General features: G+C 61.4%; 22 protein-coding genes. 8 read left to right on the forward strand and 14 right to left on the reverse strand.

The features are described 5' to 3' along the window. Positions 1-35 precede the first annotated feature (35 nt). The 5 genes from AC1DXU_RS19180 to AC1DXU_RS19200 form a co-directional block, all read right to left on the reverse strand. Positions 36-2,165, reverse strand: coding sequence for a glycosyltransferase (locus AC1DXU_RS19180; RefSeq protein WP_477371490.1), 2,130 nt, complete (start codon positions 2,163-2,165; stop codon positions 36-38). Positions 2,166-2,185: 20 nt separating this feature from the next. Beyond that, positions 2,186-2,836, reverse strand: a complete 651-nt coding sequence (locus AC1DXU_RS19185) for a bifunctional DNA primase/polymerase (RefSeq protein WP_477311282.1) — start codon at positions 2,834-2,836, stop codon at positions 2,186-2,188. A gap of 86 nt (positions 2,837-2,922) precedes the next feature. Beyond that, positions 2,923-4,233, reverse strand: a complete 1,311-nt coding sequence (locus tag AC1DXU_RS19190) for a glucoamylase family protein (protein ID WP_477371492.1) — start codon at positions 4,231-4,233, stop codon at positions 2,923-2,925. A gap of 81 nt (positions 4,234-4,314) precedes the next feature. Beyond that, on the reverse strand, positions 4,315-5,061 hold the full coding sequence (locus tag AC1DXU_RS19195; RefSeq protein ID WP_477311286.1) for an SDR family NAD(P)-dependent oxidoreductase: 747 nt from the start codon (positions 5,059-5,061) through the stop codon (positions 4,315-4,317). A gap of 189 nt (positions 5,062-5,250) precedes the next feature. Then, the gene (locus tag AC1DXU_RS19200; RefSeq protein WP_477311288.1) at positions 5,251-6,174 is read right to left on the reverse strand and encodes a TIR domain-containing protein; all 924 of its coding nucleotides are present in this window, start codon (positions 6,172-6,174) and stop codon (positions 5,251-5,253) included. Between the two features lie 347 nt (positions 6,175-6,521). Here AC1DXU_RS19200 and AC1DXU_RS19205 point away from each other — a divergent pair, with 347 nt between their 5' ends. Next, positions 6,522-7,787 carry an O-antigen ligase family protein gene (locus AC1DXU_RS19205; protein WP_477311290.1) on the forward strand — a complete coding sequence of 422 codons (1,266 nt, stop codon included), beginning with the start codon at positions 6,522-6,524 and terminating at the stop codon, positions 7,785-7,787. Positions 7,788-7,854: 67 nt separating this feature from the next. Here AC1DXU_RS19205 and AC1DXU_RS19210 read toward each other — a convergent pair whose 3' ends face one another. From AC1DXU_RS19210 to AC1DXU_RS19220, 3 genes are all read right to left on the reverse strand, one after another. Continuing rightward, positions 7,855-8,946: an acyltransferase family protein gene (locus AC1DXU_RS19210; protein WP_477371494.1), complete on the reverse strand. Its 1,092-nt coding sequence runs from the start codon at positions 8,944-8,946 to the stop codon at positions 7,855-7,857. A gap of 169 nt (positions 8,947-9,115) precedes the next feature. Then, positions 9,116-10,393: a polysaccharide biosynthesis/export family protein gene (locus AC1DXU_RS19215; protein WP_477371495.1), complete on the reverse strand. Its 1,278-nt coding sequence runs from the start codon at positions 10,391-10,393 to the stop codon at positions 9,116-9,118. 95 nt (positions 10,394-10,488) lie between these two features. Then, positions 10,489-11,166: a sugar transferase gene (locus tag AC1DXU_RS19220; protein WP_477311296.1), complete on the reverse strand. Its 678-nt coding sequence runs from the start codon at positions 11,164-11,166 to the stop codon at positions 10,489-10,491. Between the two features lie 532 nt (positions 11,167-11,698). Between AC1DXU_RS19220 and AC1DXU_RS19225 the strand changes: the two genes are divergently transcribed. Then, positions 11,699-12,046 carry an exopolysaccharide production repressor protein gene (locus tag AC1DXU_RS19225; protein ID WP_477241164.1) on the forward strand — a complete coding sequence of 116 codons (348 nt, stop codon included), beginning with the start codon at positions 11,699-11,701 and terminating at the stop codon, positions 12,044-12,046. Between the two features lie 25 nt (positions 12,047-12,071). Here the strand turns inward: AC1DXU_RS19225 and AC1DXU_RS19230 are convergent, their stop codons facing one another. The 6 genes from AC1DXU_RS19230 to AC1DXU_RS19255 form a co-directional block, all read right to left on the reverse strand. Continuing rightward, positions 12,072-13,916 (reverse strand): ABC transporter ATP-binding protein, encoded by a 1,845-nt coding sequence (locus AC1DXU_RS19230; RefSeq protein ID WP_477371497.1) that lies wholly within the window; start codon positions 13,914-13,916, stop codon positions 12,072-12,074. A 7-nt stretch (positions 13,917-13,923) separates the two neighbouring features. Next, positions 13,924-14,910 carry a phosphoenolpyruvate carboxykinase (ATP) gene (locus AC1DXU_RS19235; protein WP_477371499.1) on the reverse strand — a complete coding sequence of 329 codons (987 nt, stop codon included), beginning with the start codon at positions 14,908-14,910 and terminating at the stop codon, positions 13,924-13,926. Continuing rightward, positions 14,907-16,823: a lasso peptide isopeptide bond-forming cyclase gene (locus tag AC1DXU_RS19240; protein WP_477371501.1), complete on the reverse strand. Its 1,917-nt coding sequence runs from the start codon at positions 16,821-16,823 to the stop codon at positions 14,907-14,909. The genes AC1DXU_RS19235 and AC1DXU_RS19240 overlap by 4 nt, the downstream gene beginning before the upstream one ends. 3 nt (positions 16,824-16,826) lie before the next feature. Then, complete coding sequence (locus AC1DXU_RS19245) at positions 16,827-17,243, reverse strand: lasso peptide biosynthesis B2 protein (RefSeq protein WP_477371503.1); 417 nt, start codon at positions 17,241-17,243, stop codon at positions 16,827-16,829. After that, entirely contained in the window at positions 17,227-17,526 is a 300-nt protein-coding gene (locus AC1DXU_RS19250) for a PqqD family protein (RefSeq protein WP_477371504.1), read from the reverse strand. Before AC1DXU_RS19250 ends, AC1DXU_RS19245 begins: the two co-directional genes overlap by 17 nt. Before the next feature lie 131 nt (positions 17,527-17,657). Continuing rightward, on the reverse strand, positions 17,658-17,810 hold the full coding sequence (locus AC1DXU_RS19255) for a lasso peptide (RefSeq protein ID WP_477241176.1): 153 nt from the start codon (positions 17,808-17,810) through the stop codon (positions 17,658-17,660). 520 nt (positions 17,811-18,330) lie between these two features. Here AC1DXU_RS19255 and AC1DXU_RS19260 point away from each other — a divergent pair. The 6 genes from AC1DXU_RS19260 (at position 18,331) to AC1DXU_RS19285 (ending at position 24,604) form a co-directional block, all read left to right on the forward strand. Next, positions 18,331-19,458: a nucleotidyltransferase family protein gene (locus AC1DXU_RS19260; protein WP_477371506.1), complete on the forward strand. Its 1,128-nt coding sequence runs from the start codon at positions 18,331-18,333 to the stop codon at positions 19,456-19,458. A 65-nt stretch (positions 19,459-19,523) separates the two neighbouring features. After that, a complete protein-coding gene (locus AC1DXU_RS19265; RefSeq protein WP_477371616.1) occupies positions 19,524-20,546 on the forward strand; it encodes a glycosyltransferase family 2 protein in 1,023 nt (340 codons plus the stop codon). 127 nt (positions 20,547-20,673) lie between these two features. Then, entirely contained in the window at positions 20,674-21,075 is a 402-nt protein-coding gene (locus tag AC1DXU_RS19270; RefSeq protein ID WP_477371508.1) for a hypothetical protein, read from the forward strand. Positions 21,076-21,229: 154 nt separating this feature from the next. Beyond that, complete coding sequence (gene exoK / locus AC1DXU_RS19275; protein WP_477371618.1) at positions 21,230-22,099, forward strand: endo-1,3-1,4-beta-glycanase ExoK; 870 nt, start codon at positions 21,230-21,232, stop codon at positions 22,097-22,099. A 60-nt stretch (positions 22,100-22,159) separates the two neighbouring features. Continuing rightward, positions 22,160-23,491 carry a UDP-glucose dehydrogenase family protein gene (locus AC1DXU_RS19280; protein ID WP_477371510.1) on the forward strand — a complete coding sequence of 444 codons (1,332 nt, stop codon included), beginning with the start codon at positions 22,160-22,162 and terminating at the stop codon, positions 23,489-23,491. Between the two features lie 33 nt (positions 23,492-23,524). Beyond that, positions 23,525-24,604 (forward strand): glycosyltransferase, encoded by a 1,080-nt coding sequence (locus AC1DXU_RS19285; RefSeq protein ID WP_477371512.1) that lies wholly within the window; start codon positions 23,525-23,527, stop codon positions 24,602-24,604. Positions 24,605-24,718: the final 114 nt, after the last annotated feature.

A 24,718-nucleotide genomic window follows, 5' to 3' on the forward strand; every position in this document is an offset into this window, starting at 1 on the left:
GGCTGCTCATCGATTGGTCACTGTGGAACGCATCGTCATGCGCCGGCATCATCCAGCCCGAGGCCATTGCGGACGGCATTGCGGATGGCTTGCGGGCCGAACCTCGACCAAACGGCTTCATGAGTGCGGCTACGCTGCCTTGCCATGCGCGTGCGATCAAGACAAAGCGCGATCGCCATTTCGGCAAGCCTTTCATCCGAATCCGCAAGAAGGATCTCGTCATTTTCGGCCAGATCCAGGCCTTCGGCGGCCAATGGCGTGGCGATCACCGGAATGCCCCACGCCATCGCTTCGAGAATCTTGATGCGCGTACCACCGCCCGCCGAAAGCGGGATGATGCTGAGATGCGCGCGCGCCAGCAGCGGCCCGACATCGTCGGGGTTCTCGATCAGCTCCACCCCTTCCAGTCTTGTCAGGGCCTTCACCGCAGGTTTGGGGTATCGGCCGGCAAGAACCAGTCTGGCGTCTGGCAGGCTTTGCCGGATGCGCGGCAGGATGGCGCCGGCCAGCCGTTCGGCGCCGTCGATGTTCGGCTGGTAGCCGAGATGGCCGATGAACAGAATGACCGGAAAGCCATCGGACGGGCTGGCCTGCGCCGGCAATTCCACGGGAATGGTTTCGAAACGGGGGATGCCGTTCGGAACAATATCGATCGGCACCGTGCGCCGGGACAGCGCGGTCAGTCTTTCCCGGTCCTGCGTCGAGCAAACCCAGACCCTGTCGACGATGGCGAGCGCTCTTCTTTCGAGGCGCCTGACGCCAGTGGCGGCGGCGGCAATGGCAGCTGTCGAGCTGATGCCCCCGGCGCGATCGAGTTGCCCCGCCAGATCGGATTCAACATTGTGCATGTCGAGAATGAGCTGGCCTGCCAGCGGCCGCAAAGGCCGCAGCAACTTGAACAACCCGATACCCTCGACCACGATCGTGTCGGGGCGAAATGTGCGCACAAGCGTCTCGAGCCGCACCAGCGCGGTCCGCGGAATTCGGTTCTCGCCTTTGCGCCGCCACCAGCCGATCGAAGCCGTGCGGACATCGCCCTCGGTCGTCAGGGCAACTGTGCGGATATGAGGGTCAAGCGCTGCCGGCTGGTCCGACTGCGGTCGGATCGAGACCAGACAGACCGGTCCGAGCTGAGCCGCGGCCACCGCATTGCCGAAATTCCGGAGATCCGCGCCAGAGGTCGGAGGCGAGGCCGGATCGTAAGACAGCACCAGAGTGCGGTGCTCCCCGGCGGAGCCTCGCGCCGTATGCGATACGCCCGCTCGATGGAGCAGGCGCCCCAACCGGATCCGGGCGTCATACTGCAAAGCTTTCCAGCTCCGGCCGGTCAATTTGTGGGCGCCAACGGCCCGCATCATGCTCGCTGCATCGGCGTATTTTCGGTGCTTGATGAGCTGGCGTGCAATCCGCTGCGCTATCCAGGCCTTTCGCCATTGAAGCGCATCCCGGGCAACGCCCAGCGCAGCCAACCTGTCGAGTTCGAGTGCAATGGCGAGAAACGTCCTGCGTGGTGCCTGAATGAAACGCCGCGCCATCCTTGCTTCGTCGTGATGGTAGAGCAGCACTGGCGCCGAGACGGTGACAGCGTCGACGCGCGCCAGCAGGGCGACCCAGTAGCACGTGTCCTCGTCGAGGCCGATCGCCTCCGGAAAGCGAACGCTAGCCGTTGCCCATGCCGCCACCAATGCGCTGCCCATGGCGATCGGCCACAGCTCATTGAGCAGATATCGCCTGGTGTTCTCGGTCCTGTCGCTTGTGTAGCCATGCGGCGCCTTGAGCTTGTCCGGCCGTCCGTCCGTGCGACGAATGCTGGCGCCGATCGACAGGCCAGCCTCGGGCCTGCGCAGGAGCGCCTCGTGCAGCAACGACAAGCCGCCCTCGATCAGTTCGTCATCGGCATCGAGGAAGAAGATGGCGTTGCCGCTCGCCCGCGCGATGCCGATGTTGCGCGCCGCACCGGCGCTGCCCAGGCGGACACTCACGACCTCGAGCGGCAGGCCATGTCGCTGCGCGCTGTCCAGCGCGATCGAGGCGGTTTGATCGTCGGACCCATCGTCGACCAGCAGGATCTCACGGATCAGCCTGCTGTCGGGCATCAGGCTGCGCAGTGCGGCATCAATCGTCGCGGCGGCATTGCGTGCCGGAATGACGACCGTGATGTTCAACCGCGTCTCCCCGGATTTGCTCACTGCCCCTCGAAGAAGCCGCGGTTGCGCATGCGGTCATAATAATGCTTGAGCGGCGAGACCGGCCGCAGCGAAAGGCTGGCGAGGCTGTCGATCGGTTGTGGCTCGATATCGAACGGCGATTGGTTCTCCAGCCAGCTGTAGGAGGAACCATCCCTGAGCACCGACGGACTGCCCACCACATAGCCGCCAAGCGCCTTGACGTGGCCGACGCGGCGCATGCCGAAATGCAGGCTCGATGACACGGTCGGCTCACGTGTCCTCAGATAGACATGAAACCCGTTTGGCGACCTTGCCATCGGTGTGCGGCCGGCAATGGCACCGTGGCGGCGCACCCAACTCCGATATGCAGCGGCGTCGTCGAAGTCCAGGACCAGCAGGTTGGAAAATCCTCCCAGGATGCCGACGTTTCCGGAAAAATTACGAAACCAGCGCTCAATGTCATCGCTGGTTGGTGGTTTCTGCGACAACTGAAACGCGATGGAACAGAAGGCGAGTTCCTTCAAATCCTTGCGTTGGTTTCGCAAATGCAGAGGATCGTACTCCATGGCCGCAAGATCGAGATGCTTGCCGCCGGCACGAAGCGGCAGGCATATGTAGCCCTTCGCCAGCAGCCGGACGGCATAGTCGATCTCTATCGGGGGCTGCATTCACCTGTGTTCCGCGGTCGTGAAAGTCTCATCTCAATCTTCTTTAGCTGAACCACGCCGCCGTCAAGCGCCGACATGGTGATCGGCTACCCCTGAGGCGCGCGCGCCGGCTGCGACAGCCAGCCGCCTGTGAAACCCGCCTTGCTGAGGCCGAGACGAATGGGCGGACTTGATCGCATCAGCTCCCAGATCAGGCGCGAGCGGTGGTTTTCGATCATCAACACGACGATTCCCTGGTCCAGGCCGTAGTGCCCTTGCGATATCCAGCCGCTCGGCCCGAAATTTCGCCGGTTCGCCAGCGTCGGGTTGAAGCCGCTCGGCATCCTGAAATTGTTGATCATTTGGGGGTGGCGCTCTTGCAGGTGACGCAGCGCCGGCAGGCAGATTTCCGGGGCGAACGGCAGCGATGCCAGACAAGACCACGGCGCGATCGTCCCATCGTCGGGACCGAAGGGGGCGCCACGCGCCGCATAACTCAAAAACTTAAGCGGCCGCCGCGCGATACCAGCGCGAAAATTGCCGGGTCCGTCACCGGCTGAAAGGCCCCACAGCTCGTCGCTGTAACCGTCATAGCCAAGCAGGTTTTGCTGCGCATAGTCGCGGTGGATATAGGTCGAACGGCGGCTGTTTTCGAAATAGTCGGAGTTCTTGTCGCGCATAAATGCATCCCGGATGCCGGCAAAGTCGATCCAGGCATGCGAGAACTGATGCATGAACAGTGGTCCGCCATAGAGCACGTCGTAGCCGTAGATGGTTTCCCACTGATAGGTCGACGTCCACGCGGCATAGCTGTCGTCCGAGGCTGGCTTGTCCGGCGAAGCCATCGCCAGCACATAGAGGATCATCGCTTCGTTGTAGCCTTCCCAGTCTGAATAGAGAAAGCCGCTCTTCGGCTTCCAACCCTGCCGCAAGGTCGGGCGGCGGCCTTGCGCCCAGCGCCAGTCGACGCGCCGGTAGAGCACGTCCGCCAGCTGGCGGATTTCGGCCTCGTCTTCGCTGTCGCATGAGAAATAGGCGCCGGCCACCAACGCGCCGGCCATCAGCAGCGCCGTATCGACCATCGACAATTCGCAGCGCCATGTGCGCAGGCCGGTCCGCATGTCGAGGAAATGGTAGTAGAACCCCTTGTGGCCGGTGACGTCGTCGCCAGTGCCTTGCCGGCTGTCCCGAAAGAAGCGCAGGGCGGCAAGTGTCAGCTTTATCGCAGCTTCGCGTGTCATCCAGCCGCGTTCGACCCCGACCGGGTAGCAGGACAGCGCAAAGCCGACGACGGCGATGCTTGCCGGCCAGTCCGGCCGCGACGTGTCGGCGACCAGCCCGTTTTCAGGGTTCACGGTCTCCAGGAAATAGCCGAAGGCCGCGTGCTGGAAGCGGTCGAGCAGCTCTTCGTCGGACAAGGGAGATTCAACGCCAGGCAAAGGAAGCAAACTCCGGGCGGACGGCCACAGCTCTCGGTGGCAAATCGCGCCTCACTTGCTTCAATAGGTAGCCCGGCCGCCGGAAACGTCAAACACGGCAGCGGTGGTGAACGAGCATTCCTCGGAAGCGATCCATGAGATCAGCGCCGCCACCTCCTCGACCTCGCCGAACCGCGCCATCGGTATTTTCGACAGCATGAAGTCGATGTGCTGCTGGCTCATCTGGTTGAAGATCGCCGTGCGCACCGCGGCGGGGGTGACACAGTTCACCGTCACCCTGGTCTTGGCCAACTCCTTGCCCAGCGATTTTGTCATGCCGATCACCGCCGCTTTCGACGTGCTGTAGGCCGACGCGTTGGGATTGCCTTCCTTGCCGGCAATCGAAGCGATGTTGACGATCCGGCCGTAATTGCGTTCGAGCATGTGCGGCACCAGCGCCTTGTTGCAGAAGAAGACGCCGTTGATGTTGATGTCGATGACCCGGCGCCAGTCCTCCACCGAGTACTCCCAGGTCGTCATGTTCGGTCCGGTGATGGCGGCACTGGTGACCAGGATATCGACCGCGCCAAGGGCCTTGATCGTGTGTTTCGCGGCGTCTTCAACCGCCAATGCATCGGCAACGTCGATGGTCATGCCATGCAGGCCGGCAACGGTGGCCTGGGCCCGCTCGATCTGGTCGGGGTCGCGGTCCCAGACGCAAACCCGTCCGCCCTCTTCGACAATTCTCTTGGCTACGGCCAGGCCGATGCCGGAGGCGCCGCCGGTGATCACCGCCGAGCGTCCGGCAAACCGTCCAGCAAAACGCATGCGATCACCCTCCCGATCGGCGGCGACTGTGAAGTCACCGGCGGACAAGTTCAAGCCGGGGATTGGAGCCGCCAAACGGGATACTGGTGGGCCAGCGATCGAGAGGCGCGCTCCTGGCGACACCTCTCTCCATACGGCGCTGGATCCGGGCTCAGCCCAAGCGCCAGGGCTCCCAAACGCACTGAATTTTCAGGCGATCGATTTCCAATCGCTCAGCCGCTCGGCGATCAACTCCACCCGCCGCTGATTGTCGCGCCCGTCCAGAATAGCCAGATCTTCCGGTTCGGCGCGCAGATAGACACCGGAGGTGCGCGCATTCAGCTCCGGGTTTGTGTCGGCTCGCGTGGTGAAGTAGCCGGACGCGCGCTCGGCGGACTCAAGCAGGATCTCCCCGGTCCCGTGCAACTGCGTCGCATTCGCGTCCATCGGCCGCTCTCCGTTCCAGTAGTAGAAGATGCCGGGAGTCTGCTTTCTCTCCTTCGTCGCTTCGCTCCAGTATCTGGCGGACAGACTGCCATTCTCTTGCCATGAGCGACCGGTGAGCTCCAGCGCACCGTCGCGGTCTCGCGAGATCCGCAAAAGGCTCACAGCGGATGGCTCCTTGGCAGTGCGCTCCGACAGGGAAAACTGCCACCAAAGGCCCTCGATTCGAGCGAGGCGGCTCTCGTTCTCGATTGCCTTGCGCAGCTTCTGGTTGACCACCCTCATCTCCGCGGCAGTCGTCGCGTCGCCATACCGGACAGAGGTCAGGCCGAGGAGATCGCTTGGCAGCTTGGAGCCGTTCGCATGCAGGATAAACGTTCGGCGCATTCCGAGGACTCCGCCGAAGAGACCGGCTTCGAAGACCACATTGTCGCGTGGGGACGCTTGAGCAGAGACCGGCGCCGCCGATGCCGGCACGCTCGCGCTCGTCCAGTCGTCCTGGGCGAACAGGAAAGCGGCAAAGTCGACTTCACGCGTGAGCTCGAGGAGGCGATCCAGGGTGGAGGTCCCGGGATTGAAAGACGTCGTCCAGGGTTCCACATGCGCGACGTCTTCAAGCCCGCGTGTCAGCGCCTGTAGCAGCTTCTGCTGCTTTCCTGACGAACCAAGGAAGATTCGAGGTTTGTCCATCAGTTCTCTCCAGCGGGCTGCACATGCGGATCACTTTTCGCCCATTGTATTCATCTCATTGGTGACAGCAAACACCATGATCGCGGACGGGGTTGGTTCAGGCATCGGTCGGCGAGGCGGCACCGACCGATCTTTGCACCAGGCGGGCCGCATTCGCGCCATTTCCATGGTTCATGGTCTCCGCGCATTGCCCGTGACACTTTTGTCATTGAGTGACAGGCGATACGGCGGTAGGTTATATTGCACTGCACAATGGATGCCTGTCGAACCGGCATCTCGCGGATAAATAGCCGATCGGCGCTTGCGCCCGACTGAAAGGCTGCGTGGATGAGAAATCCGATACAGATATGAAGATTCCAAAATCCCTGCTGGTGGAACCGGAAAAGAATGCTGTCTATGGCAGCTTCGCTGTGGCCGTTTCGGTCATCGCCTTTGCCTACTCCTCCAATTTCGGTCAGATACTGATCCTGGCCTACTATGCGGTCTGGCTTCCCCTCGTCCTCGTCGACTACCGGCGCCTGTTGAAAGGCCTTTCCAGCGCCTGGCTGCCACTGGTGTTTGCCGCCTATGTCTGTTTCTCGGTCTTCTGGTCGGATGCATCCGGCATCACCGCAAGAGCGGCAGTCCAGTACTTTTCGCACCTCGTCTGCGCCTACATCGCCGCGCGCACGGTTAGCGTCCGCACCCTGGTGCTTGGCTCCCTGATCGGGATTTTTCTCGTCCTGCTCTATTCGCTCAAGGTCGGGGCTTACGCCGAGGACGTTCTCGACGGAACCTACAATTTCGTCGGTGCCTTCGGCTCCAAGAACCAGGTCGGGTTCTTCTCGTCGCTTGGCATCTATTTCTGCTTTGTCTTCGTCATCTTTTTCAGGCGCGACCGGCTAAGCCTGGTCTGGACGGCTGTCATCGGCCTGTTGTCGGTCTACATGCTGGCCATCGCCCATTCCGCCACCTCGGTCGCCTCCTTGCCGGTAGCTCTGGCGATCGTGACCCTGCTTGCGATGAGCAAGGTCGTGTCGCGCCGCTATCGTAGGGTGCTTTTCGTAGTCGGCGCGTGCACGCTGGTTGTAGCGGTCTTTGCCGCCTTGAACCTCGGCGTTCTGGATTTCGTGCTTGGCATCTTCGGCAAGGATTCGACCCTCACCGGGCGAACCTATCTGTGGGAGCAAGGTTGGGAGGCCGCGCAGAAATCGCCAATCCTTGGCGTCGGCTATGCCGGCTATTGGGTGCAGGGCTTTGCCGAGGCGGAACGGCTGTGGGCCGAGTTCTACATCTCGACCCGCACCGGCTTCCATTTCCACAACACCTATATCGAGACCCTGGTCGAACTCGGCTTTGTCGGGGTGGCGATGATTTCGATGATCATCCTGCGCGCTCTCTACGGACACATATCGGCGGTGATCTTCCGCGATTGGCAGGCCGACTCGGTCGTGCTTGCCGGCGTGGTCGGCCTGATGTTCATCCGCTCCTTCTTCGAAGTCGAAATCCTGGGCCCGTATTTCATGGCCTCATTCGTCGTCTATTACAGCCTGTTCAAGTTGCGACGTGTGCCCGAGGTCCAGCCGCAACGAACCCGGATTGCCATCCAGGAAGCGAAAGCCGCAAGCGGCTGAAGGCTTGTTGCTGTTGATCGAGGCGGGTTCGGTCTGGCGCTATCAGGCCTGAAAGAAGCCCGGCGTTCTACGCAATGGCGCTGGCGCGCCGCAGCATCTGCCGCTGCAGAAACCGGCGTACCGGTTCGTCGAAGATGCGGGTTGCGATGTCGCCGATGACGATCACGGCGAGGGCCATGACGATGCCGAACCAGGGGTGGTTTGCGAACGGATCGATGGACACGGCCTTGCCGGCTCCGGCGATGATCATCAGCAGTGGCGTGTGGATGATATAGATCGGATAGGAGATCCGCCCGAGCCAGCTGTAGAGCCTGGAGACGCGCTGATGGGTTGGCGCCAGGGCTCCAACCACGACCATCATCGGAAACAAAAACACGATGCAGGCCAGATCATAGATCGGGCGCAAGGCGCCATGCGGTGCGATGGCAAAAACCACCAGCGTCAGCACAAGCGCGATCTCGGCCCAGTAGCCGGTTTGCAGAAAACCCAGCCTGCCCTGGTAGCGTCCGATCGAGCGGCACAAGAGCACGCCGAGAAAGAACGAGAAACACACGCGCGGCAGGCCGCTGATGATGGTTTGTCCGGTCATGCCGAAGTCGAGCGTGCCGGCCACGGCCGCCGCCACGACCAGCAGCGCGAGGCTGCCGGCGATGAGTGCTGTCAGCAGCCTTTTCGGCAGCACGAAGAACAGCAGGAAATAGGCGATGTTGACGATGAGCTCGAAGAACAACGACCAGGAGGCGGGGTTGAGCGGGAAGATCGTGTGATAGGCGCTGCCGACCAGCGGAATGAAAAACATGCCCGTCGTCAGCATGACGGCGATGTCCGAAAGCGGCAGGTACTCCGCGGGAATAAGCCGGTTCTTGATCAGCAGATAGAAAAAGCCCAGCAGCGTACCGGCAAGGTAAAGCGGATAGAGACGGATCAGCCGGATCAAGAGGAAAGTGCCGAACCCCATCCCGGTTTCGATCTTCCTGTCATAGGCGTGGGCGATGACAAACCCGCTCAGCAAAAAGAACAGGTCGACCGCGAGATAGCTCGAGGGCAGCACCTTGCCGTCGGTGATGAACGGCGAGAAATGATAGAGCATTACGCTGATCGCCGCCACGCCGCGCAGGGCGTCGAGATTGAGGTATACGTGGGGGGGTGCCGGCTGCATTCTATGCCTTCATCAGCGGATCGCTGCGCGAGGTCGACAGCTGGTTTCCTGCGCCCGGCTGGGCGGCACTCGATGCTGCCTTCTCAATTCCTGCCGCCCGGCGTCGATGACGCCGGGCGTTGCCTACAGGCTGACAATCGTCATGCCTACAGGCTGACCATTGTCTTGCTTACTGGCTGGCCATCGGCGCCAGCTTGACCTTGATCAGGTCCCCCGGCAGCACTGGCGTGTCTTCCTTGGCGGCGATCTCACTCGTCTTGCCGTCGACAACGCGTACCAGCGAATAGAGGAAGGTCGGTTCTCCGCCGCTGGTGATGGCAGCCGTCGTTGCCGGATCCGATGCCGCGGCCATCAGGCCTTTTTGCATGCCCACCCTCAGCGTTGCTTCGTTCAGATCCGTCTCGGTTTGCTGGCGGTCGGCGGCGAGGCTAGAACTTTGGGTGTTTTGGGCATCGATGGCATCCTGCGTCGCCTTGCTGATCGACTGCTTGGCGGTCAGGATCGCCGTTTCATAGTCCAGGACCTGGCCCTGCAGATTGGCGATCGATTGCTCCGAAGTGAGCACGCGCGTGTTGACGATCAAGCCCTTCTGCGCCAGCGGACCGATGCTGTCGAGTTGTTGCTTGGCCAGGTCGACCTGTCGCTGCTGGTTGACGATCTTCTTCTGCAGCGATTCGATTTCGGACTGCAAAACGCCCTTCAGCTCATCGAGCGCCTGCAACTTCAGCTTCAGCTTGTTCTGGTCGGACTTCAGAATCGCCATTTCATCTGCGACGATAGCCGGCAGGCGCGGATCGTCCGCGATCTCCTTCGGCACATCGAAGCTCAATTTGCCGGCAATGTCGGCATCGATACGGGCCCGCCGGACAAGCAGGCGAACCTGCTGGTCCTCGTAAATGTCGTAATTGCCCTTGGCGGTGACCAGGTCTTTGCCGATCTGGGGGCCGTAATCGGCATTGCGCCTTATGCCGCCGGCAACGCTGATTGCCTTGAGTACGGTCAGCTCGGGCACGTAAGGAAACTGGCCGGGTGTCTGCACCTCGCCTGAAATGTAGAACGGCCGGAACTGCACCATTTCCACTGACGCTTCCGGCTTGTCTGCAAGCGCCAGCTTACGCTGCAATGCCTGGCCGATGGCGGCGGCTATCTCCGAGGTGGTCTTGCCGGCTGCCGGCAGTTCGCCCACGAACGGCACCGACAAGGTTCCGGCGGGGCCGACCGAATATTCTCCGTTTACAGCCGCCCAGTCGCGGAACGTGCCCTCGACGGTCTGCCATTCGGCGACGCGGATATTGAGCTTGTCCTGCGAGCCGAGACGATACTCGTCTGCTGCGGCCATGTGCGGGAAGGCGAGGGACAGTGCGAGGCAGGCGGCTGTGAGGCGGGCCGGCACCAAACGACCGGCAGTCCTGCCGGAGCGAAAAAGGTCGAAGGTATCTTTTTTCAACTGAACGTTCCGATCCGCTTTGGCCCCATCGCCCGATGAGCTTGCTGTCGGCATCGCCGCGCCGGAATGGGCGGCTCAGGGCGGCTGCCGCCCGGTCAGTAGGATCCGCGTGACATCCAGACGGCAGGTACGGTCTTGATGATGATGCGAACATCTTCGAACAACGACCAGTTCTCGACATAGTGGCGGTCGAACGCGACCCGGCTGTCATAGGAAACGTCGTTGCGTCCACTGACCTGCCAAAGCCCGGTCAGGCCGGGGCGTGACTTCAGGTAGTAGACCGCTGCACTGCCATAGATCTCAAGCTCGTCGCGCACAACGGGACGAGGCCCGACAAGGCTCATATCGCCCTGCAGGATGTTGATGATCTGCGGCAATTCATCGAGGCTGAGCTTGCGCAGCACGGCTCCGACACGGGTGACGCGCGGATCATTCTTCAGCTTGCGGGTCGCCGTCCATTCCGCGTTGGCGTCCGGATTGGCCGCAAGATAGGCGGCCAGCACCCGATCGCCGTCCGGGACCATGGTGCGGAACTTGAGGCACGGGAAGATACGCCCGCCACGACCGATCCGCTTGTGACCGTAGAAAATCGAGCCGCCATCTGACAGCTTGACGAGAAGTGCGACCATTACAAACAGCGGGCTGAGCGCCAGCAGGCCGACCAGTGAACCAAAAATATCAAAACTGCGCTTGAGTAGACCGCCGATTGGTGGCGGAAAATCAATGCCGACCTGCGAAAAGCCCGCATTGGCCGACTTAGCGATATCCCTCATGCCGAAACTCCATACGTTCAACGAATGGTTTACGGCAAGATATCAAAAAAATGCTGCAGCGCAACACACAATTTCCCATGCCGTTGAAATAGTCACGTCATGAATTGACTAAATAATAAACGCGCTGTGCACAAAATTTCGCCTTTGCGGCACGTTTGTGACAATATGTGAGCAAAATCAGGAAATCTAGTGTCTTTTCAAGGCCATTTTTGGGCGAATCGCTCCTCGACGCTGGCCGAGAAACATAAAGTCGCTCTAATGTGGTGCAAAGTGCCAGGCAATTCGCATAAAATACTAGTAAATATTGGGGCTTTTACTAGTGCGAGATCGATATCCGGAGGTTGGCCATGATGCCTGTGTGTGCGTCGCAGCATGGCAGAGTCCAACCCGGAAACCGATTCAAAATTAGTTGCGTGTGGCCTTGCCGTCAGTTTCCCGTCTTAATAGAGTCGCAAATTATTTCTGTTAGAGTCTCGATAGGTTGGAAAGGCCGGAAGCAACCGGCCGACAGCGGGCAAACTGATAAGCCCGCATGGCGAATGGGGAGATACTCGGGTGGGTAAGTCGTCGTTTTTGCATGCTCGGGCTGGTTGACGGACCGCCGGTCATGTCACTGCCAAAATTCATCGTCGGAATGCTGTTCGCCCTCGCGATCGTGGTGGCATGGTCCTATGCCGACGGCGCGTCGCTTGCCACAACATTGATTCGCGTTGTCATCTGCGCGGTCATCATCCAGGTCGGCTACTTCCTGATGGTCTACGTCATGGTTGCCAGGAGCGCGCCGACGTCGGCCGACAAGGCCCGCGAAGCCGAAAGAAACCTGAGCGCGGACAAAGCCACCGAAGGCGAGAAATTCACCGCCCGGCGAAGCCTTCACTGATTTTGCTTCAGCCTGTGCATTGACCTCAGGTCGCGTCGGCCGGCTCCCGCTCGGATTGCTCGCCTGACAGCATCTGGGACAATCGGCTTCCGGTTTTTTCCTTCAGCCGCTGATACTGCCCGACTTCGACGATCCGGCCGTTTTCCATGGCCACGACCCAGTCGGCGAAAGCGATCATCGATGGCCGGTGCGCAATGGTCAGGATCGTCATTGAACCGCGCAGCCCGTCGATCGACTTGGCGATCAACGACTGGTTCTGCCAGTCGAGCGCGCTGGTGGCTTCATCCAGGATGAGCAGAGACGGCTTGCGAAGCAGTGCCCGCGCCAGCGCTATACGCTGGCGTTCACCGCCCGAGAGCCGGACGCCGCGGTCGCCGACCACTGTGTCCAGTTGGTGTTCAAGCCGTTCGATAAACTCCGCGGCATGCGCCGATCGAAGTGCTTTCCAAAGATCGTCATTGCTGGCTTGTGGCGCGGCAAGGCGCAGATTTGCGGCGATCGTTTCGTGCAGCAGGAACACATCCTGCGGCACATACGCCACCTGATCGCGCCAGCGCCGGTGATTGGCGGCATTGATCTCGACGCCGTCTGCGAGAATTCTGCCTTGCGTCGGCTCGAGCAGGCCAAGCAGCATATCGGCGATCGTGCTCTTGCCCGAGCCTGAAGGGCCGATAAGCGCCGTCACCTTGCCGGCGGGAAGACCGAAGGTGATGTCGCTGACCACCGGCTTGCCGGTGCCGTCACCATAGGCAAACGAAACATTGCGTATGTTCAGACCCTTATCGAGCGACAGTTTTCCATTCGCCTGCGGCTCGGCATTCGCCGGTTCCCGCTCGGCGTCGAAACGCGTCTGCAAGTCACGCATCGAGGTATAGGCCGGCAAATTGATCAAAACCTGCTGGGCCTGCGTCTGCATGTCCATGAAACGCGGCGCAATGCGCATGAAAACCAGCAGCAGGACGACGATCTCGGCAAGCGAGAGGTGGAAGCGAACCAACGCGATGTAGACGAACAGGCTTAAGCCGACGACGCTGGCCACCTGGAACAGCGCGGTGCCGATGGAGCTGTTGCGCACATAGTTGATATTGTCGGTCTTCATCCTTTCCAGCGTCGACTGGAGCTGCGCGTAGTAAGTCGCCTCGACGTTCAGGCTCTTGGCCACCTTAATGCCGCCGATAAACTCCGAGACCGTGCGGTATTGATCCTGACGATTGGCCGTCAGCACCCGGCCGAATGCGGTAGCCCGGGCTCGAAACGGTCGCAGCGCCACGAACGTCAGCACGCCGATCACGATGGCGACCGATGTCATTGTCGGCGAAATGAACAGCGAGACCACGAGGTAGCCGGCCAGCAGCACGGCGATCTGCACCAGCATCATCAGCGAGAAGGCCGCCGCCTGCACGCGGTCGATGTCGCCGGTCAGGGCATGGTCGAGGTCGGAACTTCGCATGCGGGCGAATATTCCCCACCGCGCCCTGCCGATGCTCTCGAACAGGTTCATCCGCAGGCGGTTGATGAAATCGAGCAGAAGGCTGGCCATGTAGACGGATTTGAAGCGGTTGAAAGCCGCTTGCAGCACGACAAGCCCGACGAGCATGCAAAGCACCGTCGTCAATTGCAGCGTCCCGTCCGGCACCAGCCAGCGCACCAAGTCGTTGTCGGGCAGCTTGATCGCGAAATTCTCGTCGGGCCGCCCCACCAGATGCAGCAAGGGAACGAGAAGCAGGATCGAGATGCCTTCGGTCAGGCTTCCCAGGATCAGGAAGATCAACGCCGTCCAGGCTCTCCGCCCGCCGATGCGGGCGACGACGGCGCCGAACCCGGCGACGTCCCGCAACAGCGACAGGCGAAGGCGTGATGATCCAGCCATGCTTTGCTCACCGCCGCCGATCGTCGGCCGCCAGATCCTTCTCGATCAGCTCGACGGCTTCGCCGATACGATCGAGGCCGGTCGGCACTTCAAGGCGACACACGCCGACATGGTCGGCCAGCCGGGCGCATTGGCGAAGGTGCGTCGCGGCAAAGTCGCCGACCAGGGCCGGGCGGCCGAAGCGTGTCACGTAGGAAAATTTGATGATTGCCGGCAAGGCACCGAGGCCCGGCAGTGGCGATATTGCTGCCTTCTCGCCGCGCTCGAGGATGTAGATTCTCGTCACCGGTACCGTGTCGCTCGAAAATCCGCCATGCAGGCGATGCTGGGTCTTGTCGATCGCGGGATGCACCTGCGGGCGCACTTCCGCCTGTCTGATCGGGATCGCGGCGGCGGCGTCGGCGGCCAGCTTCAGCTGCGGAAAGCCCGGAACGATCATCGGCTCGGCCGCCAGATCGAGCGCCACGACATCGTCTGTAAGCAATCCATGCCCGGCCCGGATCATCGCGCCCGCCGTGGTTGATTTGCCGGCGCCCTTGTCGCCCATGAAGATCGCGCTTTTGCCGCCGACGGCAATGGCGCTGGCGTGAAGGACGAGCAGACCGCGCTGATGCAACAGCAGCGCCAGCACCGGTCCCAGCAGCGGAAACGCGATCAATTGGTCGTCGATCCCTGGCGCCGGGTCCACGTCGATCCGGCAGGCATCGCTGATCAGAAACGCGCCGACCGCCGGCCATGCCAGATATTGCCAATCTGGCTCGAACCGAAAAGCGGTGCCGGCCTCGAGCAAAGGCGCCGGCAAGTCGATCGGACCGACCGCGATCACGATATCGGCCGTCGCCGGCTCGGCCGGCTCCAGTTCGGGCAACGCCACGTCCGAACTGATCGTCAGGCCGTAGGCCTTGTAGAAGCGGCGTTGTCGCACTGCCTGGCCTTGCAAATGGACCTGGTCATGTCGCAGGTCAGCGGCAAGCGATGTGTTGCGAGGCATCATGCGGGACTCCCACCGTGCTGGAGCTGCCGCAGCCAGAGAGACAGCGAGGCCGAGCGCCAGACATATTGGACATCCAGCGGCGCAGCCTGGTCCGGCTGGCGCAACAGCCGTGCATACGCAGCAGTCACCGCTGGCAGGTTGACATAGGGCGCGATGCGCCTGGCATCCGAGACGAGCACCTGCTCCAGGAGATCGCGGTGGTTGCCGAGCATGCCGTTGACGAGATTGGCGGTGAAATCGATCTTGTCGCGCCGCCACTGAACCGCCGCGGGCAAGACGCCTTCCATGGCGCGGCGCAGTACATAGCGGCCAAAGCCGCGGTTCAGTTTTTCCTCACCCGGCAGTGCCAGGCAGAACTCGACCAGCGGCTTGTCCCAGAACGGATAGCGTGGCTCGACGCCGAAATTGGCCCCGGCCTTGTCGAGAACCTCGAAGGCATGCGGCACATAGCCGTTTGAAAGGATCCAGCGATGCGTCAGGGACTCGCTGGCGCTGACGCTTGGCGGCATATAGCCCGCTCGGTGAAATCTTTCGACAAGATCGGTTCGCCTGGCCAGGTCCGGATTGATCAGGTCGCGCCAGCTTCCGCCGCGTGGCGCCGGCGTGCGTATCCGGTTCAGGATGCGGTTTGCCGCATGTCTGAGCTTGGCAATGCGCCATGCCGGCCCGTAAATGGTCAGGAACTGGAAATACAGGCCGAGCATGCCGTCGCCATAGGTGTCGGCGGCGCCACGCATCTCCCGCCACAGCTCCATCCATTTGCCGGCATTGGCAAGTTCGTGCAGATGACCATGGCCTTGCGAAACGACTTCGTCGCCGCCATGGCCGTCCAGCAGCACCTTGATGCCCTTCGCCCCCGCGGTCCTGTAAATGCTGCGGGTCAGCGACAGGCCGGGCGCCAGGAAGGTCCCTTCCTGCTCTTCAAGGATGCGGTCGAACTCCGCGAATGGCGCGTAGTTGCCGACGGCGATCAGCGTCCCGTCGACCTTCTTCTGCTCCAGCACGGCATCGATGAAGGGGCGTTCATCCATCGAGGAGCCCTTCTCGAAAATCAATGAGAAGGTGGGCAGTCTCGGCTTTCGCTCAGTGGCGTTCTGCAGGCCTGCCACACAGGCGATCGAGGAGGAGTCGAGGCCGCCGCTCAGCATCGCACCAACCGCCGAGGTTCCCCGCATCCGGTTGCGGACCGATTGTGAAAACAGATGGCGAAATTCGTCGGCGGCATCCGATCGCATCGGCCTTTGCGACGGCTCGATCTGCCAGTACCGGCGCAGCACCACCTGGCTGCCGGTAACTGTAAGGCTGTGGCGGGCCGGCAAGCGGAAGATTTCGCTGTAGTGGGTGGACTGCGGATCGTCCGGAAGCCCGGCCAGAAATCCGGAAATCTGATGGTCGCTGACGCGCGCGCTGACACCGTCGACGCCGAGGATCGGCCCGATCTCCGAGGCAAAGACGAAACGCCGGTCAGTCGAATGGTAGTAGAAGGGTTTGACCCCGAAATGATCGCGGGCGCAAAACAGCGTCTGGCGTTCGCCGTCCCAGATGGCGAAGGCGAAGTCGCCCTGCAGATGCACCGGGCAGGCCTCGCCCCACCGCAGATAGGCACGCATCAGCAATGTGGCATCGGCAACCGAGCTGTCCCTGATGCCCAGCCTCGCCAGCAATTCGTCGCGATTGTCCAGCCGGCAGTCGGCGGTGATCGCCAGTTTGCCGTCGCCCATGGTCAGCGGGCCGGGGCCCGCTTCGTCCGTTGTGTTGAGCCATGCGTGGCCAAGAGCGACGCTTGGGTCGGTCCACCACGAACTGCCGTCACGAGCCCGGTGATGCATGCGTGCAAGCATCTGCTGGATGTCGGCCGCGGCTGCAGTGGGCGCTTGCCCTTGCCTGAGCAGAATTCCGGCGACGCCGCTCATCGGCTACTGACCGTGGTCGACGAGATGGGCGAACCGGTCGATGGAACCGCCGAGCACAATCTGGTCGCCGCTCATCAGCCAGGCATGCGCTTTCAGTTGCGTGCCGGTATCACGCTCGATGCCGATGCGTATTTTGGAAGCGTTGCCCTGGCGGGCAAGAAGATATTGCCCGGAAAGCGCCTGGGTAAGGCAGCTGGCATAGGGGACGAGACGGGCCGCTGCCGCCACGCCCCAGGCGACGCGCCGCAGATCGCCGATGCCGGCCGGCTGCTGCGCATCCAGCCGCGTCACCATGCGGCGAACATGATTGTAGGAGAGCAGCGTCAGCCCCAGCCGTACCGCAGCGACCACCAGAAGGCAGCGGGCGAGAAACAGCATTTCCGAACCACTCAGGGAGAGAACCCTAGGCAAGTTCCTCATGGTGGAGCCTCGCAAGTCCTGAATCGGCCAGACCCTTCAGCAATCCGTCGACATCGGCCTTGCAGCGCGCGGGGTCGACATTGTAGCGCGCAAGCACGGCGCTACGGATTTCAGAAATAGGCCTTGGCTCCTGGATCAGCTCCCAGATATAGGCTCCGACGCTGTTCAGGCTGTAGTAGATGTTGGATCTCAGATCGAGGATCGCCAGCCCGGTGCCGAATTCGCAGGCTACGGCATCTTCGGTCGCACGGACGCGATCGTCGTCTGATGGGTTCCAGCTCATCCTAAAATCTCGTTTACGCTACGCTTCGGGAGTTCCAGGGGAGGTAGAGGGCCGGGTGATCTTGTCCCCCGGCCCTCCATTATCACTTGCGCCCAGAGCCCCAACGTCGTCACTCTGAGACGAAAGTAAGTTCAAGAGAACGTAAGTTGGCTGATCGGCGTGTGCGCGGGGAATGCCGCGTCAATCGCCGTATTGCCGCCGCCGCCCTGGGTGATGGTTTCGATAGAACCGTGAACCGTCAGGCTTGGCGTTTCGTACTCTTGCTTTTCAACATTCTGTTCCATGTTACTCTCCAATAAGGACTGGAAACGGCCTGTCGAGTGCCGGCAGCGCATTCTATGCTGCATTGCAATAGCTGCATGTGCGTTGTGTATGAGTCAAGCCTGATTTACCAACGGTTAATCAATTGTTGGTTGCGCTTGCCTCCAACGGTGATCAAACCGTTGGCAGTCACATCCTAGCCACGCCTCACAAACGAATTCAACGGCGCATCCGTGCTATCTAAATAAGCATCTGATTTAATTACGATAAATGTTTCCTCTAAAAGTGATTACTTTTTAAGCAACTCGAAATATGCGCCAAAATAGTGCAAATGCCGGTCGATTTGCGGTTGCATCCCCCACAGCGGTCGGGATTTTGGCCACGCTTTCCGCCCGTCTACGGGGTTGTGCCTGTAAACGCTCTGGTTGCAAGGAAATGCGCGCTGAAGGAAAGGCTGGACGCCGGGGACGATTTTGGCGATGCTTTCCTTCGCACTTGCAATATAACACGGCGTGCTAATTTTTTCCGGAGACTTTGCGCAGAATGGCCTTGCAGGAAGGTTCCTACGAAAGACTGCGTGCGGCTGACTGCGCCGATGAAGTCGCCTATGTGCAGGCGTGCCTGAGGCTTTATTTCGCCTCGGGGTCGGGTGCCGGCACAACGTCTGTGCCGGCTATCTCCGCTGCCAGCGTCGCCGACATCGCCAGGCTCAACAAGGTTGCGACCTTCGTTCTGAAGGCATTGTCACGCACGCCGGCAAGCCAGGCGCCGCCCGGATTGCTTGAATGGCTCGACACCTATCGCCGGCGCACGGTTTCGATGAACTCGTCCTGCATCATGGACTCGATGGCGATCGACAAGGTGCTACGCGACAAGCATATCGATTTCGTCTTCCTGAAGGGTCCGTTTCAGCAGCATTTGCTCTATGGCGATCATTTCATGAAGCCTTCGGGAGACGTTGACATCCTGGTGTCGCCGGCCGGCTTCTACAAAGCCCGTGAAGCGCTCCGCTCGATTGGCTACGAGGTCGCCGGCAAGTCCCGTTCCGTCTGGTGGGTTCGCTTTCTGGGCGAGCAGCATATGGTGCGCGACAGCGGGCCAAAGCCGTCCACCGTCGACCTCCACTACCGGCTCCAGCAGCCCGGTTCGCCGAGCCCGCGCGATACCGATGGCTTTCTGCGGCGCAAGCGCTCGGTCGCCATCGCCGGCGCCAGCATGCCTTTCATCTCGGCTTCTGACACCTTGCTGCTTTCCTGCATCAGCGTCGCCAAGGCGCTTTTCAATCGCGAACCCTGTGCAGGCTATGTCTGCGATATCAGGGCCAGCGCCAGCCGCCTGAGCGAAGCCGAGCAGCAAAATGTGCTCGACTACGCTGCGGAGCAGGGACTGGCCGACACGTTGCTACTCGGTCTGCGCGCTGCCGACGTGCTTCTTGGCGGCACCGGTACGCTTCTGTCGGAGCGGGCCACCCGCATTCTGTCGCGCATCGGCAATGAAGACCTGTTCCACATGGTCATTGCGCCCTGGCTGTCGTCCTTGCGATGGCCGCAGCGGCGCACGGTGCTGTGGGAACTGTGTGGTCGCGAACCTGTTCGCTATCTTACCGAGGCCGGCTGGGCTGCGTCCGCTGATCTCAGCCGGCGTCTTTTCGAGCGGCCGGAGCGTCTATGAGCATGGGCATCAAGCCGGGCTCGGCTATGGGGGTACGGAACGACTTGCAATCGAAAGGTGAATCCATGTCCCCGACAGAACCCCAGGTCTGCGTGATCATCGCCGCCCGCAATGCGGCCCGGACAATTCCGGCCGCCATCGCCTCGGCGTTGCGTGAGCCGGAGGTGGCGGAAGTCGTCGTCGTCGACGACGCCTCCACCGATGACACCGCCAAAGTGGCCGGCGCCGCCGACGATGGCAGCGGCAGGCTTTCGGTCATGCGTCTCGACGTCAATCGAGGCCCCTCCTTTGCACGCAACGCCGCGATTGCCGGGTCGAAATCGCCGTTCATCAGCGTTCTGGACGCCGATGATTTCTTCCTCGAGGGCAGGTTTCGCACCCTGTTTGCCAGCGCCGACTGGGATTTCGCCGCCGACAACATCATGCTCATCAGGGACGATGCGGCCACCGATGTTTCGAAGATCGTCGCCCCATCTTTTTCAGCCGATCCGGAGTTCCTCGACTTCGAACAGTTTATCGAAGGCAACATCTCCAGTCGGCGTGTTCAGCGCGGTGAGTTGGGCTTCCTCAAGCCGGTGATATCAAGGGCCTTCCTGGACCGGCACGGGCTGCGTTACGACGAAAACCTGCGTCTGGGCGAAGACTACGAGCTCTATGCGCGCGCGGTCGCCCGCGGCGCGCGTTTCAAGGTCATCCGGTCCTGCGGTTACGGCGCCATCGTGCGCGCTGATTCGCTGAGCGGCCGGCACAAGACGCAGGATCTGAAGCGTCTGGCCGATGCGGATCTGGCGCTGCTTCAGATCGGCAGTTTGCCGGAAGGCTCGAAGGCTGTGCTGAGACGCCACGAACGGCATGTGCGCGACAAATACCGGCTGCGCAACTTCCTCGACGTCAAGGCCGAGCGCGGTCTGGCGTCGGCCGCGGCCTATGCCTTCGCCAGTCAATCAAACCTCATTCCCATCGTTCGCGGCGTGGCCTCCGACAAGCTGGACGCGCTGTTTCGTCGCGCCGGTTTTGCCACGGTCCAAAAACAGGTGCAGCCCTTGCGCTTCCTTATGGCCGGGACCCGCGCGCCGGCGGAAAAGTAGCCTCACTCCTGCCCGCGGCAATGGCCGCAACGCCGAAAAGACGGTCTTTCCGGAACTGGGAGGTTGCCTACTCGTTCTAGGGATGGCACTGTATGTTGCGTTGCAGCAATTTTGAAAGGCCAACCCGATGGCTTCGATATTTGGCTTCAGGTCCAGGGACCCGGCTCGGGACCGGCAGACCGATCTCTCGCGCTTCGATCGCCTGGCAAGGCTGTTCGATCAGATTGCCGCCGAGATCGCGGCGGAGAAGACCGGGCTTGAGAATCGCTATCGCTCGAAGGCCACCAACGCGGCCTTTCTGGTCGAGGCGATGGAGAATGGCTCGGCGTCCTCCTCAAGGTCGTCCGAAGTCAACGAGCTGACGAACTCGATCCTGAATTGCGAACGGCGCATCGCGGCGCTGGCGCATCAGAACAGCTTGATGAGGGAGCTGCGCCATTCGCTGGATGCGATGGTCGTCGACAACGGACCGCAAGGTTCAACGGCGGAAGCCGAATTCGGCAAGCGTACCGGTGCCGGCGCGGCTTGACGGTGTAGGTCCTGTGTCGGCGTCCGCTCCGGACGCCAAAATCTGGCACGGAAACACAAGGAGTTTGGGGACGGAGGATCAAGGCGGCCCGCTTTGCAAGCGGGTCAACTGGAGACTTTGGGTTGGGGGCACACAACGCAAAGGTGAGTTTGGTATGAACGCAGATCCGAAGAAGACCTCGATCACTATGACCGACGGTATGCCGTTCTGGCACCGGATCCAGCAGGGTCCCCTGCGGCGACTGTGCTCGGGTGCAGCTTTTCTGCTGGTCGCTCTCGCAAGCCTGGTTGCAGGCCCCATCCCGTCTCACGCTCAGGATATGCCGAGCTCGCCATCATTCGTCGATGATTTCAGCAGTTTCGATCATGCGCGCTGGTATGTTTCCGACGGCTGGACGAACGGCGCTCATCAGAACTGCATCTGGTCGAAAAGCCTGGTCGGCCTATCCGACGGCATGCTGGCGCTTGGTTTCGAGAAGCGGAAACTGAAGGATCGCGAGTTTGCCTGCGCTGAGATCCAGACCAAGATGCGCTTCGGCTACGGGGTCTATGAAGCCAGGATGAAGACCGACACCGGCTCCGGCCTCAATGCCGCGTTCTTCTCCTACATCGGCCCCGCCGACAAGCAGCCCTGGGATGAGATCGACTTCGAGGTCCTGACCAAAGACACGTCCAAGGTTCAGGTGAACAGCTACATTCTGGGCAAGCCGAAAAACGAGAAGCTTGCCGAGGTCGAAGGCGGCGCCGACAAGGCCTTCAACGACTACGGCTTCGTCTGGGAAAAGGACCGGCTGCGCTGGTACGTCAACGGCAAGCTCGTCCAGGAAGTGACGAACCCCGCCGAACTGCCGACCCATCCGCAAAAGATTTTCTTTAGCCTCTGGGGCAGCGATACGCTAACCAGTTGGATGGGTCCCTTTTCGGATCCGGGCCGCAAGGTCACGATGCAAGTCGATCGCGTCGCGTTCACGGCATTGGGTGAGCCGTGCCAGTTCCCGGAATCGCTGGCATGCAGCATAAAGTAAAAGAGCATCTGAACCGGTCGACCAGACACGGTTCAAGGTCATGAACAGGAACCAAACCGAATGAATTTGACCGTCTTTGGAATAGGCTATGTCGGCCTCGTGCAGGCCGCGGTGCTGGCGGAAGTCGGGCACCAGGTGGTGTGTGTCGATATCGATGCGGACAAGGTCGAGCGGCTCAACCAGGGCCTCGTGCCGATTTTCGAGCCCGGGCTCGAAACTCTGGTCAAGGAGAACCACGCCGCCGGTCGCATCAAGTTCACCACCGATGCCGCGGCCGCGGTCAAGCATGGCGAGATCCAGATGATCGCGGTCGGCACGCCGCCCGGCGAGGATGGCTCGGCCGACCTCAAATATGTGCTGGCGGTCGCCGAGACCATCGGCCGGGAGATGGACAAACCCAAGATCATCGTCGGCAAGTCGACCGTGCCGGTCGGCACCTGCGAAAAGGTCAAGGCCAGGATCGCCCAGACGCTGAAGGCGCGCGGGCGCGAGGATCTGGCTTTCGACGTGGCTTCCAATCCGGAGTTCCTCAAGGAAGGTTCCGCGGTGGCCGACTGCATGAAGCCCGACCGCATCATCGTCGGCACCGACAGCGAGGACACCGAGGCGGTCATGCGCGAGCTCTACGCGCCGTTCAACCGCAACCACGAGAAGATGATCGTGATGGATGTGCGCAGCGCCGAGTTCACCAAATACGCGGCCAATTGCATGCTGGCGACCAAGATCAGTTTCATGAACGAGATGGCCAATCTGGCCGAGGAACTGGGCGCCGACATCGAGGAGGTCCGCAAGGGCATCGGCTCAGATCCGCGCATCGGCTACCACTTCATCTACCCCGGGCTTGGCTATGGCGGCTCGTGTTTTCCGAAGGATGTGCGCGCCCTGATCAAGACCGCCGAAGGCGTCAAGTTCGATGCCAAGCTGCTACGCGCGGTCGAGGAGCGCAACAACGAGCAGAAGTCGGTGCTGTTCGACAAGGTGAACCGCTATTTCAAAGGCAATCTCAAAGGCAAGACCTTCGCGTTGTGGGGCCTCGCCTTCAAGCCAAACACCGACGACATGCGCGAGGCGCCGGCGCGCGTCTTGATGGAAGCGCTGTGGAAGGCCGGCGCCCATGTACAGGCCTTTGACCCCGAGGCGATGCAGGAATGCCAGGCCATCTACGGGCTGCGCGACGACCTGCTTTTGTGCGGGACCAAGGAGGCGGCACTGCGCGGCGCCGATGCGCTGCTGATTGCCACCGAATGGAAGAGCTTCCGCGCGCCGTCCTTCGACGCGCTGAAGGATGCGCTGACCACGCCGATCATCTTCGACGGCCGCAATTTGTACGACCCCAAGGTCATCGCCCGCCACGGCATCGAGTACCATTCGATCGGCAGGGTGGCGGCCTGACGGCAGGGGCGGCACAACAAGGAGCCCAAGTCCATGAAAGTTCTGTTTGCAGGCGGCACCGGCTACACGCCCCAATTCAGCGGCGGCGTCCAGTCGAGCACCCACCATCTGGTCGAACAATTGCGCGAGAACGGTCACGAGGCTTCCGTTCTGGCAGCTTTGTTCGGCGAAGGCATGTTCGGCTTCCGGGCGCGCGCCAAGATGAAGCTGCTTCGTCAGCGCGCGGTCATCGACAATTTTCCGGGCTATCCGGTGGTGCGGGCGTGGTTTCCCTGGGAAGCGGCCGGCTTCGCGGTCGAAAAGCTGGGGCCGGATGTCGCCGTGGTGCAATGCCACAACTCGGTTCCGATCGGCAAGGCGCTGCAGGCCGAAGGCGTACCTGTCGTCGTCTATCTGAGGAATGTCGAATTCCACGAACTGGCCGGTGACCTGCGCGAACTGCATTCGGCGCTCTATATCGCCAATTCCGAGTTCACCGCGCGTACCTACAAGGAAAAGTTCGACATCGATTCGACGGTCATTCCGCCGACCATCAATCCCGCGTTCTACAGCACGCCGACGACCGGTGAGTTCGTCACGCTCATCAACCCCTATGAGGAAAAAGGCTTCGACCTTGCAGTGCGCATTGCCGCCGCCTGTCCCGAGATTCCATTCCTGTTCGTCGAAAGCTGGAAGCTCGACGACGATCATCGGGCCCGGATCGAGCAAACAATCGCTCCCCTCCAAAACGTCAAGCTGGAAGGCCGCACCAGCGACATGAAGACGGTCTACGGCCGCACGAAGATCCTGCTTGCGCCCAGCAAATGGGAAGAGGCCTGGGGCAGGGTGGCCTCGGAAGCGCATTGCAGCGGCATTCCCGTGGTTGGCTCGCGGCGCGGCGGTCTGCCGGAAGCGATCGGCTCCGGCGGCGTGATCCTGGACTACGACGCCCCGCTCGCCGACTGGGTCGCAGCGGTCAGGCAACTGTGGAGCGACGAGGCCGAGTACAAGCAGCTGTCGGCGGCGGCGCTTCAGTTTTCGCAGCGGTCGCAAATGAACCCAGATCGCCAGTTTGCAACGTTCATGGACGTGCTCGACAGCGCAAGGCGTGTCGGCCTGGAGCGTGCCGCCTAAAACGCGCCGTACTAAGCGATTCGGCTGACGCGCTACGTCGCCCGCAGGCGACGGCAGATGCGCATTGCTCCATGAGCCAGTTCCAGGCATCGCCTGGCTATCCGCCCAGATCAC

It is taken from the genome of Mesorhizobium sp. P3_A10, assembly GCF_056403175.1.